Origin of the sequence: Algibacillus agarilyticus (genome assembly GCF_003286125.1) — a bacterium.
Classification (GTDB): Bacteria; Pseudomonadota; Gammaproteobacteria; order Enterobacterales; family Alteromonadaceae; genus Algibacillus; species Algibacillus agarilyticus.
This window is the reverse complement of the sequence record NZ_QMED01000008.1, coordinates 133,722-149,067: the sequence shown is the minus strand read 5'-3', so window position 1 is coordinate 149,067 and position 15,346 is coordinate 133,722. Positions and strand designations below refer to the sequence as shown.

Genomic DNA, 15,346 nt, shown 5'->3' with positions numbered 1-15,346 from the left:
TTGTTACAATTTACGCTGTATTTTTAGCCGATTTATTCATTACAGGATCAAAAATAACTCACTATGAAAAATCTTCGATTACGCGTGCTATTCGTCGCTGCCATTTTCTCATCATCAGCCTACGCTATTACGCCCAAAGCACCCGATATTAACGCCAAAGGCCATTTATTAATTGATTCTAAAACCGGTATGGTTTTATCAGAAGAAAATTCACATACCCAATTAGCACCTGCTAGTTTAACTAAAATGATGACTAGTTATATTATTGGTATGGAAATCAAAAAAGGGAACATTAGTCTTGATGATAAAGTGACCATTAGTGAAACGGCTTGGGCTAAAAACTTCCCTGAATCATCAAAGATGTTTATCGAAGTGGGGAAAGAAATTTCTGTTGCCGATTTAAACCGCGGCATTATTATTCAATCCGGTAACGATGCCTGCGTGGCCATGGCTGAGCACATTGCTGGATCAGAATCGGCGTTTGCTGATTTAATGAATGCTTATGCTGTTGAGTTAGGCATGAACGATACACATTTTGAAAACAGCCATGGGCTGTCAAGTTCAGAGCATTTCACTACACCCACTGATATGGCGACTCTTGCCAAGGCCTTAATCAACCATGTGCCAGAAGAATATGCAATTTACAGTGAGAAATCTTTTACTTTTAACGGTATAAAACAATATAACCGAAATTCACTTTTGTGGGATAAAAGCTTAAATGTCGATGGCATTAAAACAGGTCACACCCAAGAAGCGGGTTACAGCTTAGTTTCGTCGGCGATAAAAGATGAGATGCGACTCATTTCAGTTGTGATGGGCGCTGATTCAGAGCGTGGCCGTAAAACAGAAAGTAAAAAATTATTAAACTATGGCTTCCGTTTTTTCGAAACGATTACGCCATACAATGCGGGCAAAAAATTTGCTGATCAAAAAATCTGGTTAGGCAATAAAGAAACCGTTCGTTTAGGTATTAATCAAGACACGTCGATTACGATCCCACGTGGTAAACGCAAAGATTTAAAAGCCAACTTAGAACTTGATAACGTTTTAGAGGCTCCAATTACAAAAGGCGCGGTTGTTGGCACATTATATTTACAGCTTGACGGTGAAGATATTGCTTCATACCCACTTGTAACGCTAGAAAGTGTTGAAGAAGGTGGTTTTGCGAGCCGTATGATTGACAAGATCAAAATGAAATTTGCTGAGTAATACTGAACGCGATTTCTAATTATTATTTATAAGGCGAAGCATTTATGTTTCGCCTTTTTACCTTAGTAGAGAAGAGTATATGAAAACAAAATTCGATGAGTATTTAGAGTTTCCTTGTCGTTTTCCATTTAAAGTTTTGGCTTTAAAAGATCCTGCTTTAGTCGATAATGTTGTGGCTGTTGTGCAGCAGTATGTTCCTGGTGAATACTCACCAAAAATGAAAGATAGTGGTAAAGGCACCTATCAGTCAGTTACCATAGATGTCACGGTAAGCAGTAAAGAACAAGTAGAGACGTTATACCAATCACTGTCTGAAGTGAAGGGTGTGAGAACGGTACTGTAGTCAACCTATTTACACTTGTTTTTCTTGGTCTGTATATAAAGTAAAAAGGCATGTTAGTTGTTAGATAATGTAATTGTTCGCGATTTAGGCAGACAAAACTATATACCTATTTTTGAAGCGATGCGCAACTTCACCGCAACGCGTGATGAAAGTAACGCCGACGAAATTTGGTTTGTTGAACATGAACCCGTCTTTACTCAAGGACAAGCAGGCAAAGACGAACATGTATTACTGGCGGGTGATATTCCTATTGTCCAAGCCGATCGTGGCGGTCAAGTGACCTATCATGGTCCAGGGCAATTGGTTGCTTATGTGCTTATTAATATCAAACGAAAGAAAATGGGCGTACGCGATTTAGTCACCGCAATAGAAACCGCTTTGGTTAATATGCTTGCCCCCTATAACATTAAAGCTTATCCCAAAGCCGATGCACCGGGTGTATATGTAGATAATATGAAAATAGCCTCACTTGGCTTACGTATACGCCGTGGTTGTTCATTTCATGGTTTAGCCTTAAATGTGGATATGGATTTATCTCCTTTTAAGCGAATTAACCCATGTGGTTACCAAGGTTTAGAAATGACTCAATGTAAAACATTGGGTGGTCCGCAAACGATTGAACAAGCAAAACAAGATTTACTTGTTGAGCTTAAAAACGTGCTGAATTTTGAACAGCACAGCCTAGAATCAGGAAACGTAATAAATGAGTAAAGCTCCGCGTCCACAAGTCGGCGAAAAACTTCGCGACGAAGATAAAATGCGCTTGATCCCTATTCAAGTATTACCAACAGAAAAAGAAGATATGTTGCGTAAACCAGAATGGATTAAGATTAAGTTGCCTCGCACAACTGATAAAATAGATGCTATCAAACAAGCGATGCGTAAAAATAATTTACATTCAGTTTGTGAAGAAGCGGCTTGTCCTAACTTATCAGAGTGCTTTACTCACGGTACTGCTACCTTTATGATTTTGGGTGACATTTGTACTCGTCGTTGTCCTTTCTGTGATGTAGCACATGGTCGACCACAAGCACCTGATGCAGGTGAACCAGAAAAATTAGGCAAAACCATTGCGGATATGAAGCTAAAGTACGTTGTTATTACTTCGGTTGATCGTGATGATTTACGTGATGGCGGTGCTCAGCATTTTGTTGATTGTATTAATGCTATTCGTAAATATAACCCAAACATTAAAATTGAAGTGTTAGTGCCAGATTTCCGTGGTCGTATGGATATCGCACTCGATATTTTAAATACGAGCCCACCCGATGTCTTTAATCATAACTTAGAGACCGCTCCACGTTTATATAAAATGGCACGTCCAGGCGCTGATTATAAATGGTCACTTGAATTACTGCGTAAATTTAAAGAAGCTAACCCAACCGTTAATACCAAATCGGGTTTAATGATGGGCATGGGCGAAACAAATGAAGAAATCGCTGAAGTGTTAAAAGACTTGCGTGAGCATGATGTTGACATGCTTACTTTAGGTCAGTATTTACAGCCATCAAAACATCATTTACCGGTTAAGCGTTATGTACACCCAAAAGAGTTTGATGCCTTAAATGATATCGCTAATGAATTAGGCTTTGAACATGCAGCTTGTGGCCCAATGGTGCGTTCAAGCTACCATGCCGATCGCCAAGCGGCGGGTGAAGAAGTTAAATAATACTTTAACTTTTTAGGGTATTACCAATGAAAAGCCGAGTTAACTAACTCGGCTTTTTTGCATATTTAATACGTTTAACAACCATTTATACCAATCCGTAATAATAAGTGCCCACTCAGCGAGTGTTTAAATGCGCTTAAATGAAAGAATAGTGGTGCTCTTTTTAGTTCGGGCAACACAGAGTAAGCGCATTTAAAACTCGCCTGAAAGGAATGCCCCAGCGGCTTTTGAACTGCGTTATCGGTATTTGAAAGGGAACAACCATTCCTACACACCGACGCCTTGTTCAAAAACCGCTGGATGCATTCTGAGAGAGCACTTATTTATATGAATTGGTATTATTTAAAAAATCATTATTTCCCACTTTATGATATTTCATTCTTTGTAGTTACTGTATTAAATATAGACTAACCTTAAATAATCGAAATAAGCTCTGTTAATGAGGTTAATAATGAAGCCTGCTTCTTGGTTGTTAAGCCTTATGTTTCTGCTTTTAATTTTCCCTTCTGTAGCACAAGAGTGCGCTTACCAAAAACCAAAAGTACATTTTTATATGCCCGATGAAAATCACTTTTTTTGGGATAATATGTCTCGTTTTATGCAACATGCCGCTAATTCATTAGGTATTGATCTAACGGTGAAAGTAATACCTAAAGCTGATCGTAATCGGTTTACTGCATCGATAGCGACTGAAAAATATTTACTCAGTGGTACTAAACCAGACTATTTAATTAGTTATTTATGGTTGGGTGGTGAAGATCGCATTTTACAAGTCGCCGACAAACTCAATGTCCCGCTGATTACCTTAAACTCAAACCTTAGCGACGACATTATAAAAAAAACGGGATTTCCACGGCAAAAGTATAAAAATTGGTTGGCGCACATTGAACCTGATGACTTTATAGCGGGTTATCAATTAAGTAAATCATTACTTAAACAACAGCGAAAAGTGAATTCAGCCGCGGCCAATATTGTAATTGTCAGTGGCTCTCATGATTCATCAGCACACAAAATGCGTTCTTTTGGTTTAAACGCTAATATTGAACAACACCCTGAACACCAAATATTACAATATATTTATACGGACTGGTCTGCAGATGATGCTGAACAAAAATCGATCGCGGTATTGAAGCGATTTAACGATATTGATGTTATTTGGGCGGCAAGTGATAACTTGGCCTATGGTATTAATCGAGCAATTAAAAAAGCGACGCCAGAGCGTTTAACCAACATTATTTTAGGGAGTATTGATTGGTCGCCAGAAGTTTTACCGCTTATTAAAAAAGGTGAGGTGACATTGAGCTTAGGAGGCCATTTTTTAGATGGTAGTTGGGCGTTGGTATTGCTGTTTGATCATTTTAATGGTTTTGATTTTATTGAACGCAGCGAACTCGTCATTAATACTCAATTGAGTGTTATTAATAAAAATAATGTTGAACGCATGCAACGACTCATCAATCCGCCTGAAAAAGTAAAATATGACTTTACTTATTTAAGTCGCTGTTTTAATAACAATATTTCGGACTATCAATTTGACGGCCGTGCTTTTTTTAATCGTTCTGAACATTAATCATGGGCTCCTGCTTTAATGCTGAAACAGTTCCAATTTACTTGATTTTCGGTATTCCGACGGGGTCATATTAAAATGTTTTTTAAAAACCATCATCATATATTGTGAGGTTTTGTAGCCCGTTTTTTCGGCTATTTCGGCCAACGTTAAATTGGTGTTTTGCAGTAAACGCTTAACTTGTGTGAGTTGCACGTTGTTTATTTCTTGATGAATACTGCTATTTAATAAACGTTTAAAGCGATTTTCAACATTAGCACGTGAGAGGTTTAAATGGTTAAGCACGTGTACGGCTTGTATACCTTTACACGCGTTTTCTCTTATATAAATAACCGCCGCTTTTACCACTTCGTCTTTTACGGCTAAATAATCGGTAGATGCTGATTCGGCTATGCCTTGTGGATCAACCAGGCTAATTAACGGCGTTATTTTTTCGCCATTCATTGCGCGATCAAGCTGCGCCGCGGCTTGAAATCCCATATGTTCAGTACCCTGAATAATCGTGCTAAGAATATTACCGGTAATATCGCTGATGATTTCATCATCGTCGACCCCTAACACGGCGACTTCGTCAGGTATTTTTATATTGGCGGTTTGGCAGGCATCCAAAATTTGTCTCGCCCGCATATCGGTTGTTGCTAAAATGGCGACAGGCTTGGGCAAACTACCTAACCAAACGGCTAATTTTTGCTGTGATAAAGCCCAACTACGAGAATGAATGGCATTGCCTTTAAAGTGGTAAACATTGGCTTTGTTATGAGAGAGTGTTTTAGCCCACATTAAAAAAGATTGCTCTCGCTCTAAAGCCCATTTGGTATTTAAGCTTTTGGGCATGCCATAAAAAGCTAAATTTTGATAACCCAAGTTTAAAAAATATTCAACAGCGAGCTTCGCAATGGCATCGTTATTCGTGGCAATGTAAGGAATATTAGGAGGATAAAGAGTGACGTCTTGATATGAGCCGCCAATACCGATCGTGGTTATATTTTTGCTTAAAACAAAATCAACAATTTTAGGATCGTCTAAATCCGCAATGATGCCATCGCCTTGCCATTTGGCTAAACGCTCTAATCGAGTGATGAGGTCTTCCTCAATAAATAGCTGCCATTTCACACCTGCCCGTATGTATTTAGCTATGCCTTGAATTATTTTTCGGTCGTAACCTTTGTTGGCATTAAACAGGAGTGTGACTTTCTTATTCTTTTGCATGTTAAATTCACAAAATTACAACGTTATTGGAATATGAAATATTATACCTTAGCAATAAAATTTGATACTTGTTTGTTTTTTGTTCCAAACCTAAACTGAGCTCCAAGTTAAGGCACACCCGCTGTTGAGCAAAAAGCCGATTTAATAACGTTTTTTGATTTTTACATGACATCGTAAGCAGATTGTAAAAATAAGCAATAAACAAACTGTAAAGAATACGTTAAAAAATAGGCATAAGATTTCAAGCGATAAAGCGCTTGGTATAAAACAAGGTTTCGAGTTATGTATTTTTTAGGTCTTGATATTGGTAGTTCATCAACAAAAGTTTCTGTGGTTGATGCGAAGAGCGGCGCATGCATAGCAGCAACGCATTTTCCAAAAACTGAATTAGCTATTAATGCACCGCAAGCAGGGTTTGCCGAGCAAGATCCTGAAACATGGTGGAGCTGCATTAAATCAGGTTTTGCTGAGTTATGTGCAAATAATGATTTTAATCCACAGCAAATAGAAGCCATTGGTATTTCTTATCAAATGCACGGTTTAGTTTGTGTTGATGCTAACCAGCAAGTTATTCGCCCTGCGATTATCTGGTGTGATAGCCGCGCGGTAGAAATTGGTCAATCAGCATTTGACACGATTGGAAAAGAAAAGTGCTTAAGCGCCTTATTAAATTCACCGGGTAATTTCACCGCCTCTAAATTGAAATGGGTTAAAGACAATCAGCCTGACCTATACAGCAAAATAGACAAAATGATGCTGCCAGGTGATTACATTGCCATGCGTTTAACAGGTGAAGTAACGACCACAAGCTCTGGTTTATCTGAAGGCGTATTGTGGGATTTTGAAAACGGTGAAGTGTCACAAACTATATTGTCGCACTATGGCTTTGAAAGTAGCTTAATTCCAACATTAGTACCGAGCTTTGGTGATCAAGGCTCAGTGTCGGCAACGGCTGCGATCGAACTGGGTTTACGTGAAGGTATTAAAGTAACTTATCGTGGCGGTGACCAGCCGAATAACGCGATGTCGTTAAACGTAATGGAGCCAGGTGAAGTTGCCGCAACAGCGGGCACATCGGGTGTTGTTTATGCTGTGACCGATAAAAATGCATTTGATGCTGATTCACGTGTAAACACTTTCCAGCATGTTTCACATACCGATGACGCAACACGCAATGGTGTTTTGTTATGTGTAAATGGTACCGGTCGTTTATATAGCTGGGTACGCAGTTTGTTATGCACGCAAGGTAACGATATTTCATACCCAGCATTAAATGCACAAGCTGATGACGTGCCAGTGGGTTCAGACGGCTTAGTGCTGCATCCATTTGGTAACGGAGCCGAGCGTGTATTGCAAAACCAAAATATAGGCGGGCATATGCGCGGTATCGATTTTAATCGCCATCACCTAGGGCACATCGTTCGCGGTGCGCAAGAAGGCATTGTTTTCGCGCTTAAATATGGTTTTGATGTTTTAAAAGAAATGGGCGTCAGCAGTGAATTAGTTCGAGCTGGTAAGGGCAATATGTTTTTAAGCCCGATTTTTGTCGATGCCTTTGTAAATAGCTGTGAAACCAGCGTTGAATTATATGACACGGATGGTGCTGAAGGTGCCGCTCGTGGTGCAGGATTCGGTTTAGGTTATTACACCAACCGTGCAGAAATGTTTAAAGGTTTGGCTATTGTTGAAAGTTATCAACCTCAAGCTGAGCGTGTTGAGCAGTATGCTGAAGCATACGAAAACTGGAAACAGTATTTAAACCTGTAAGTGAAAGCTTACATACACAAGAATTGAGCCTAGGCTCGTATTACCCAGAAAAAACCACACAACACTTTTAGAGTGAGAGGATTACATCATGACAGTATTAATCGGTGATAAAGAGTATTTCCCAACGGTATCAGAAATAAAATATGAAGGCCGTGATTCAGACAATCCATTTGCATTCAAATGGTATGACGCAGACCGCATCGTAGCCGGTAAAACAATGAAAGAATGGTTACGTTTTTCGGGTTGTTATTGGCACACTTTTTGTGGTCAAGGTCATGACCCATTTGGTCCAGGTCCACAACGTTTTGAGTGGAATAACCCCAAAGATGCGCGCGGTCGTGCTGCGGCTAAAATGGATGCTGCATTTGAATTTTTCACTAAAATGCAATTACCGTACTATTGTTTCCATGACACGGATTTAATCGACGAAGAAGATTCAACGGTTAGTGAATTCGAAGAAAAAATTCAATTCATTACTGACATCGCACAAAAGAAACAAGACGAGTCAGGCATTAAATTGTTATGGGGTACATCAAACTTATTTAGTAACCCTCGTTATATGAATGGTGCAGGTACTAACCCACACTTTCCAACGTTAGCCCGTGCCGGTGCTCAGTTAAAAGTAGCGATGGACGCTACAATGAAGCTAAACGGTGAGAACTATGTTTTTTGGGGAGGCCGTGAAGGTTACATCACATTATTAAATACGAAGATGGAACGTGAGCAAGAAAACTTCGCACGTTGGTTGCACATGGCTAAAGATTACATGCGTGGTCAAGGTTGGAACGGTACATTCTTTATTGAGCCTAAGCCAATGGAGCCGACTAAGCATCAATATGATTTTGATACCGCAACGGTTGCTGGTTTCTTACAAAAGTACGACCTAAGCACTGATGACTTTAAAGTCAATATTGAAGTTAACCATGCAACACTGGCGAGCCATACATTCCAACATGAGCTACAAGTAGCGGCTGATAACAACATGTTAGGTTCGGTTGATGCTAACCGTGGTGATTACCAGAACTCTTGGGATACCGATCAGTTCCCGAACAACATCAATGAAACAACTGAAGCGATGTTAGTGTTCTTAGAAGCGGGTGGTTTACAAGGTGGCGGCGTTAATTTTGATGCTAAAACGCGTCGTGAATCAACTGATATGGAAGATATCTTTATTGGTCACATTGGTGGCATGGATACATTTGCGCGTTCATTAATTATTGCAGATGATATTTTAACTAAGTCTAAATACACTGAAATGCGTAACACGCGTTATGAAACGTTTGAAACGGGTCAAGGTAAAGACTTTGTAGAAGGTAAATTATCAATTGAGCAATTAGCAGAAATTGGTAAAGCGGTTGGCGAGCCAGAGCAAATTTCGGGCAAGCAAGAGTTATTCGAAAACATTGTTAATCAATATATCTAATTGATTATACAGCTCTTTTTATTGCTACAGAGGCCCAGTTTTGCTGGGCTTTTTTTTGCATTTTTTTAACTTAAGCCTCTAATTATAATAGGCTCAACTTTATTATGTTTTTTTATTACGATTTTAATTTGGTGTTACCGGTAACATATTTATCTGATCTGAGAACTGATGATAAATTATAATAACATCAGTAGGTTAAGTCTTTTTTACCTCTGTTTAAGTCGTTATAATATGACGTTATTAACAAAATATCATAATTAATGTTTGACATGTTACCGATAACAAATTAGTATTTTTGTAATGGAATTGTTAAATTGCAGGTTGAAATCACGACTATACTTACTTTCAATATGCGATCCCTAGGACTCAGGCCATTCACGTGAGGTTATTATGTTTGATAAAAAACACAGTATTACACTGCTTTTCAATGCCAATAAAGTTTACGATCGCAAAGTGATTGAAGGTATCGGTCATTATTTACAATCAACCAAAGTCGATTGGGATCTTTTTCTTGAAGAAGACTTTTTATGCCGAATAGACGATATCGCAGAATGGGGAGGGGACGGCATTATTGCCGATTTTGATGACCCGCTTATTCGCGAAGCGTTACATAATAGCCAGGTACCGGTTGTTGGCATTGGTAGTTCTTTTTCAAGCGAAGCGCAGTTTCCTAATGTGCCTTACGTTGCAACCGATAATTTAGCGGTTATTAAAACCGCTTATGATCATATAAAACAGAAAGGTTTAGATAGCTTTGCTTATTATGGCTTACCTGAAAGCGAGAGTAAGTTATGGGCCTCTGAGCGTGAAAAAGCCATGCTGTCGGTCTGTGCGCAAGATGGTTATGAGTGCACCGTTTTTCGTGGTCAAGAAACACAAGCTGATACCTGGAAAGAATCAATGTCAGTACTGGGTGACTGGCTAGACAGTTTACCTAAACCCATTGGCATTGTTGCGGTTACCGACGCGCGCGCGCGTCAAATATTACAGGTGTGCGAACACAAAGGCATTTTAGTGCCAGACAAAATTAGTATTATTGGCGTTGATGACGATGAGATCGCCCGTAATTTATGTCGTGTTAGTTTAAGCTCAGTTGCGCAAGGGTGCGTTAATATGGGGATCCAAGCCGCGAAGTTATTACATAAAACATTAGATGGCTTAGCTTTAAAACATAAAAATATACTCATTCCGCCTCTAGGGATCGTAGAGCGTCAATCGACTGATTTTAAATCATTAAAAGACCCGTTTGTTATGCAAGCCATGCATTTTATTCGTCAAAATGCCAGCAAAGGTATAAAAGTGGACCAAGTACTCGATTATGTTGGGATCTCTCGTTCTAATCTTGAGCAACGATTTAAAGAAGAACGTGGCCACACTTTACATATTGAGATCCACAACGCCAAATTAAGCAAAGCCTGTAAGATGCTCAAAAATAGTGATTTACCAGCCGCTAAAATTGCAGATATTTGTGGTTATCCTTCTTTGCAATATATGTATGCGGTGTTTAAGAAGCATTTTAATAAAACCCCTAGAGAGTTTCGTAACGAAGGTGAAATAACGGCTATTGCCGTTTAGTTAACCTCAACTCTGGTCAAAATATACAATAACATTAGAATATTAATTTGTTTTTCAGATACTTACGAATTTAGTCGGCGTAACAAATGCCCTATTATTTTCTAATAAGATATTTTCGACTCAGTCTATCCATAGCTGCGGTTAGCGCAATAACTCGATAAATGAACTAGGTAGGTCAACACATGCGAATTATTCAATTTTTACTATTAGTTTTATGTTGTATTTCGGCATCGGCAACGGTGGCGAAACAAATTATTAACTTACCCGGAAAAGACGGTGATGCATTAGCCAATACCATGCTGAAAGAGGCGTTTAAGCGTGGTGGGCGTTACGAAATTAATTATCCATCAGGTGATAAATTTATCAATATGTCACGCCAAATTGAATTGGTAAAAAGTGGCGAATATCACCTTAATTGGACATTGACGAGTGCAGAATACGAAGAAATGTTTATTCCTATTCGTATTCCTTTATACCGTGGCATGCTAGGTATGCGCGTTGGCATTGTCAAAAAAGACCGCGTTAACCTATTCAGAAATGTGCGTACCTTAGATGATTTACAAGCTTTCACCGCTGGGCAAGGTCGCTATTGGGGGGATACGGCTATTCTAGAAGCCAATGGCGTGACGGTGGTAAAAGAAGAAAAATACCCTAATTTATTTCCGATGCTAGAAGGTGAACGTTACGATTATTTTCCTAGAGGTGTGCATGAGCCTTGGGCTGAAGTGGCAAATAATGCCGACTTAGATTTAACCGTTGAGCCTTATGTATTAATTCGTTACACCGCGCCTTTTTACTTTTTTGTTAGCCGTGAATACCCTGAAATAGCACGTCATTTAACCGAAGAGCTTGAAAAAATGGTCGCGGATGGCACATTCAATAAAATATTTTTTGCCGATAGCCAAGTGAGAAGCGCGTTAGAGCAAGCGAATGTGCAAGATCGCATTGTATTTGATTTTCATAATCCGTCTTTAACTAAGCAAACGCCACTTGATAGAAAAGAGTTATGGTTTGATCCGCTTACCTATAAACCTGAAAGTTAAAAACAGGGTGTCAAAATAGCCAGCCAAAATAAAAAAAGCCTCAATTGAGGCTTTTTATGCGTGGGTTTTACGGCAATTTAAAATGGGCTTAAACGCCAATTAAATGATTGCCGATAAATTGTAAACTACGCTCTTCTAACCAGTAATTTGCTTTTAATGGCGATTCGCCATTAACAAATCCCACATGACCACCAAAATCACTTAACTCATAAGTAATACGGTGCGATAGTTCTTTAGCCGTTGGAATACAGGTCGCAGATAAAAAGGGATCGTCTTTAGCATGAATGATCAGTGTGGGCTTTTGAATAAAACGTAAAAATTGTTTACCACTGCATTTTTGATAATAGTCATCAGCGCCTTTAAACCCGTGTAAAGGCGCTGTAATAAGCTCATCAAATTCATACAAGGTTTTGATGCTTTCAAATGATTTACGGTCTAAATTGACGAGATGGCTGACATCTGAACGCATGATCTTTCGACTAAATGTTTCTTTAAGCATATCAAGTAAATATTTTTGATAAACCCAAGAAAAACCTTGGCGGATTCGTTGGCTGCTGGCCGCTAAATCTAACGGTGGGCATATCGCGATATTGGCAGTGAAAATATTGTTTGGGGTTTCGCCTAAAAATTTGATTAAGGCATTTGCTCCCAAGCTAAAGCCAACACACGAAATCGCTTGATCAGGGTAGCGCTCATATAATATACGGCTAATGTGGGCAATATCTTGGGTTTCCCCCGAATGATATAAGCGATAGTTGCGGTTTATTTCGTGGCTGCATCCTCTAAAGTGCATTAAAACACCGATCCAGCCTTTTTGCTGGATCGCATTCATCATGCCTTTAGCATAGGTGCTATTGATTGAACCTTCTAAACCATGCAACACCAGCACAATAGGGCGAGTATCGTTTTCAAGCGGTTTGTCAGTCCAGCTTAAATCAATAAAATCACCATCGGGTAGCTCTACGCGTTCATTAATAACAGGGCAGGTGGTCGTGAAGCGATCTAACTTTTGCCAAATGGTTTGAACGTGTCGGTTCTTTAGCCACCAAGCAGGCTTAAATTGACTTTCAATGATCATGAATAAACTAAACTCTAAAAGACGACAAAACAATTAGTGACAGTATTCAATTGTCTTACTGACAATGCAAGACAAGCATTGTAATAAATAGTGATTAATTATGCTCTGTTCGTTGTTTTATTTAATTATTTTTGTGTTCGGTAAATGGCGTTGAAAGAATTCAGTTAGCTCTGTCACTTGCTCAGTCGGAAAATAATACAATAATTTTCCACCTCGATTAAAAGCAAAATGTAATAAGCCCACGTGTTGTTTACTTTTAAACTCAGAGAAGTTTTTTTGTAATAAAGCGTGATCTGTCGTTAGGTTGATTTGGTCAATCACCACGGTACTAATATCAGCAATGTTTAATTCGTCTTCGCTCACGATCAAGCGGTCATTATTGAGTGTCAGTAAGGCAAATATATCGTCATGGTATTGATTTATTACTGGCTCAGTCTGCACTTGATAATAAAGCTGATAAGCCATGATGACTGGCCAAATAAAGGTTAACGGCGTTAAACCATTTAGTAAATATAAGAATACGCCCACGCTTAACACCACTAATGCTTTTTGCATGCGCGTTAAATTGCTTAAGATCGTATTTAACTTATTTATTTTGATTCGCATTTTTAACCTTAAAGAAGGTTTGTTTTGCGGGGTGTCCGTTGTCATTGCTGCTTCCTTGTTAGCGCTCATTTTGCAGAGCAGAAGCAAATATAATAGTGGATAAGCGTGGGCAATTAAAGGGTTATATACTTAAGTCACTTTAACGTATTTTCTTTAAAGTGACTTAGTCTAAATAGGATAGCCGCGATAATTATTCTTTTATTTTTTCTTCCGCTTCAATAACATGGCTAACAAAGTACCATGCATAATAGCCAAACATGGCAACCATTAAAGCGATACCGAATAAAGAGCACCACGCGATTGGATCGTTTACAATTACTTGCCAAATATTCATAACTTGTTTCCTCTTTAGTTGATAACGTTAAGATAGCGGTAAGTAGGCTATTTTTCTTTGATCTAGATCATACGGCAGAACAAGCTATCAAGAGTGTGAATGAATGTTGATCTAGCGCAATTTTTCAACTTTCAGTTTTAGGTTTAGCGTTTTTTTATTAGCTGTAAAATTGAGTTATTGCTAATGATTTACAATTCTTTACCAAAATTAGACAAAAACTATGGCATGATGTTTTTATTAATATATTAATTACTTACTAAAGGTTAACTAAATGTTCAAAACTCGTTTTAGTCAAAAAGTGGCAGGTATTGCTTCTGTTATTGCTTGTTGTTTAATCGCCCCTGCTCAAGCAACTATTGTTCAATTTAAAACTAGCTTGGGCGACTTTGAAGTTAATTTATATGATGAAACCACGCCTAAAACAGTGGCGAATTTTTTATCATACGTAAATGAAGGTGATTATAAAAATATTGTAATGCATCGTTCTGTGCCTGGTTTTATTATTCAAGGCGGTGGTTTTTATTGGGGATTAGATACAGCATCGGCAACGGCAGACGATTATAAAGTCTTAAGTTACCCCGCTAAAGCGTCAGTAGAAAATGAGCCCAAATGGTCTAGCCGTCGTGGCACCATTGCCATGGCTAAATTAGGTGGCCAGCCAGATAGTGCGACTAGCCAATGGTTTTTTAACCTAGCCGATAACCAAGCTATATTAGATAACCAAAACGAAGGTTTTACCACTTTTGGTCAAGTGATTGGCGATGGTATGGAAATCGTTGATGCCATGGCTGCTGTCCCTATTTTTACTTATGCAAGCCCCTTTGGTGAAGTGCCTTTACGTAATTTTAGCGAAACCGATCGAAACAATAATGAACCTGTAACCGATAGCCAGTTTATATTGATTGAAAGCATTGAAATTGTTAATGCTAATGTGGATACCGCTGCTGATCTAACGTTAATTGAGAATACAACGGCAACGAGCACTCCTGACAATGGTGGAACCGATACACCAGCAACAGGCGGCTCATCAAGTGGTGGCAGTGCAAACTGGTTTATGGTTATGTTACTTATGCTTGGTATTACACGTAAGTTTGCTGGGCGATTAAACAAGTAAATTATCGTTTTGAGTAAACAAAAAAAGCGCATTTATGCGCTTTTTTTGTTGGACGGTGCTGTATGAATGAAATAGGTTAAATAACGTTTTTAACAATGAAGATTAACGTTGTGATGTCAGCCAACTACGTTGTAAAGATTGTAACGTTGCTTTAATTTCTTCAAAGTTACCTTGCTGGTTGCAGTGCAAAAGGTGTTTATATATTTTGGTTAATGAAGCTGCCAATGCGGCATTAGCCTGCTTATCTAATTTTTTATGTAATAAAAATAAAACTTTAGTCACCCGATAATCATCTTGCTGTTGGCATGCCTCGATACCAATTTGATATAAACGAGCGAGTCTACTAATACGAGACTCGGCGCTCATTTGAATAACATGATAACGATTAATTCCTGCAGCCGGCATTCAG

At 38.8% G+C, this 15,346-nt stretch carries 15 protein-coding genes; 10 read left to right on the top strand and 5 right to left on the bottom strand.

Going from position 1 to position 15,346, the window contains the following annotated elements; all coding sequences use genetic code 11:
- The first annotated feature begins 63 nt into the window (after positions 1-63).
- The 5 genes from DPX34_RS08795 to DPX34_RS08770 all read left to right on the top strand — a co-directional run bounded on the left by DPX34_RS08795 (position 64) and on the right by DPX34_RS08770 (position 4,791).
- A complete protein-coding gene (locus DPX34_RS08795; RefSeq protein ID WP_111978042.1) occupies positions 64-1,209 on the top strand; it encodes a serine hydrolase in 1,146 nt (381 codons plus the stop codon).
- 79 nt (positions 1,210-1,288) lie between these two features.
- Positions 1,289-1,552 carry a DUF493 family protein YbeD gene (gene ybeD / locus DPX34_RS08790; RefSeq protein WP_111978041.1) on the top strand — a complete coding sequence of 88 codons (264 nt, stop codon included), beginning with the start codon at positions 1,289-1,291 and terminating at the stop codon, positions 1,550-1,552.
- Between the two features lie 57 nt (positions 1,553-1,609).
- Entirely contained in the window at positions 1,610-2,263 is a 654-nt protein-coding gene (gene lipB / locus DPX34_RS08785) for a lipoyl(octanoyl) transferase LipB (protein WP_111978040.1), read from the top strand.
- The gene (gene lipA, locus DPX34_RS08780; protein ID WP_111978039.1) at positions 2,256-3,221 is read left to right on the top strand and encodes a lipoyl synthase; all 966 of its coding nucleotides are present in this window, start codon (positions 2,256-2,258) and stop codon (positions 3,219-3,221) included. Before lipB ends, lipA begins: the two co-directional genes overlap by 8 nt.
- Before the next feature lie 481 nt (positions 3,222-3,702).
- Positions 3,703-4,791, top strand: a complete 1,089-nt coding sequence (locus tag DPX34_RS08770) for an ABC transporter substrate-binding protein (RefSeq protein WP_157964669.1) — start codon at positions 3,703-3,705, stop codon at positions 4,789-4,791.
- Between the two features lie 15 nt (positions 4,792-4,806).
- On the opposite strand, the gene DPX34_RS08765 is transcribed toward DPX34_RS08770, so the two are convergent.
- Positions 4,807-5,997: a XylR family transcriptional regulator gene (locus DPX34_RS08765; RefSeq protein WP_111978037.1), complete on the bottom strand. Its 1,191-nt coding sequence runs from the start codon at positions 5,995-5,997 to the stop codon at positions 4,807-4,809.
- Positions 5,998-6,279: 282 nt separating this feature from the next.
- Between DPX34_RS08765 and DPX34_RS08760 the strand changes: the two genes are divergently transcribed.
- From DPX34_RS08760 to DPX34_RS08745, 4 genes are all read left to right on the top strand, one after another.
- A complete protein-coding gene (locus DPX34_RS08760; RefSeq protein WP_111978036.1) occupies positions 6,280-7,764 on the top strand; it encodes a xylulokinase in 1,485 nt (494 codons plus the stop codon).
- Between the two features lie 88 nt (positions 7,765-7,852).
- Entirely contained in the window at positions 7,853-9,187 is a 1,335-nt protein-coding gene (xylA, locus tag DPX34_RS08755; protein ID WP_111978035.1) for a xylose isomerase, read from the top strand.
- A gap of 390 nt (positions 9,188-9,577) precedes the next feature.
- Positions 9,578-10,762 carry a XylR family transcriptional regulator gene (locus DPX34_RS08750; RefSeq protein ID WP_111978034.1) on the top strand — a complete coding sequence of 395 codons (1,185 nt, stop codon included), beginning with the start codon at positions 9,578-9,580 and terminating at the stop codon, positions 10,760-10,762.
- Between the two features lie 182 nt (positions 10,763-10,944).
- Positions 10,945-11,805, top strand: coding sequence for a transporter substrate-binding domain-containing protein (locus DPX34_RS08745; RefSeq protein ID WP_111978033.1), 861 nt, complete (start codon positions 10,945-10,947; stop codon positions 11,803-11,805).
- Between the two features lie 88 nt (positions 11,806-11,893).
- On the opposite strand, the gene DPX34_RS08740 is transcribed toward DPX34_RS08745, so the two are convergent.
- From DPX34_RS08740 to DPX34_RS08730, 3 genes are all read right to left on the bottom strand, one after another.
- Complete coding sequence (locus DPX34_RS08740; protein WP_111978032.1) at positions 11,894-12,883, bottom strand: hydrolase; 990 nt, start codon at positions 12,881-12,883, stop codon at positions 11,894-11,896.
- 117 nt (positions 12,884-13,000) lie between these two features.
- Complete coding sequence (locus tag DPX34_RS08735) at positions 13,001-13,534, bottom strand: hypothetical protein (RefSeq protein ID WP_111978031.1); 534 nt, start codon at positions 13,532-13,534, stop codon at positions 13,001-13,003.
- A 145-nt stretch (positions 13,535-13,679) separates the two neighbouring features.
- The gene (locus DPX34_RS08730) at positions 13,680-13,823 is read right to left on the bottom strand and encodes a DUF3149 domain-containing protein (RefSeq protein WP_111978030.1); all 144 of its coding nucleotides are present in this window, start codon (positions 13,821-13,823) and stop codon (positions 13,680-13,682) included.
- 271 nt (positions 13,824-14,094) lie between these two features.
- Between DPX34_RS08730 and DPX34_RS08725 the strand changes: the two genes are divergently transcribed.
- Positions 14,095-14,937, top strand: a complete 843-nt coding sequence (locus DPX34_RS08725) for a peptidylprolyl isomerase (protein WP_111978029.1) — start codon at positions 14,095-14,097, stop codon at positions 14,935-14,937.
- A 102-nt stretch (positions 14,938-15,039) separates the two neighbouring features.
- Here the strand turns inward: DPX34_RS08725 and DPX34_RS08720 are convergent, their stop codons facing one another.
- On the bottom strand, positions 15,040-15,342 hold the full coding sequence (locus tag DPX34_RS08720) for a hypothetical protein (protein WP_111978028.1): 303 nt from the start codon (positions 15,340-15,342) through the stop codon (positions 15,040-15,042).
- Positions 15,343-15,346 lie beyond the last annotated feature (4 nt).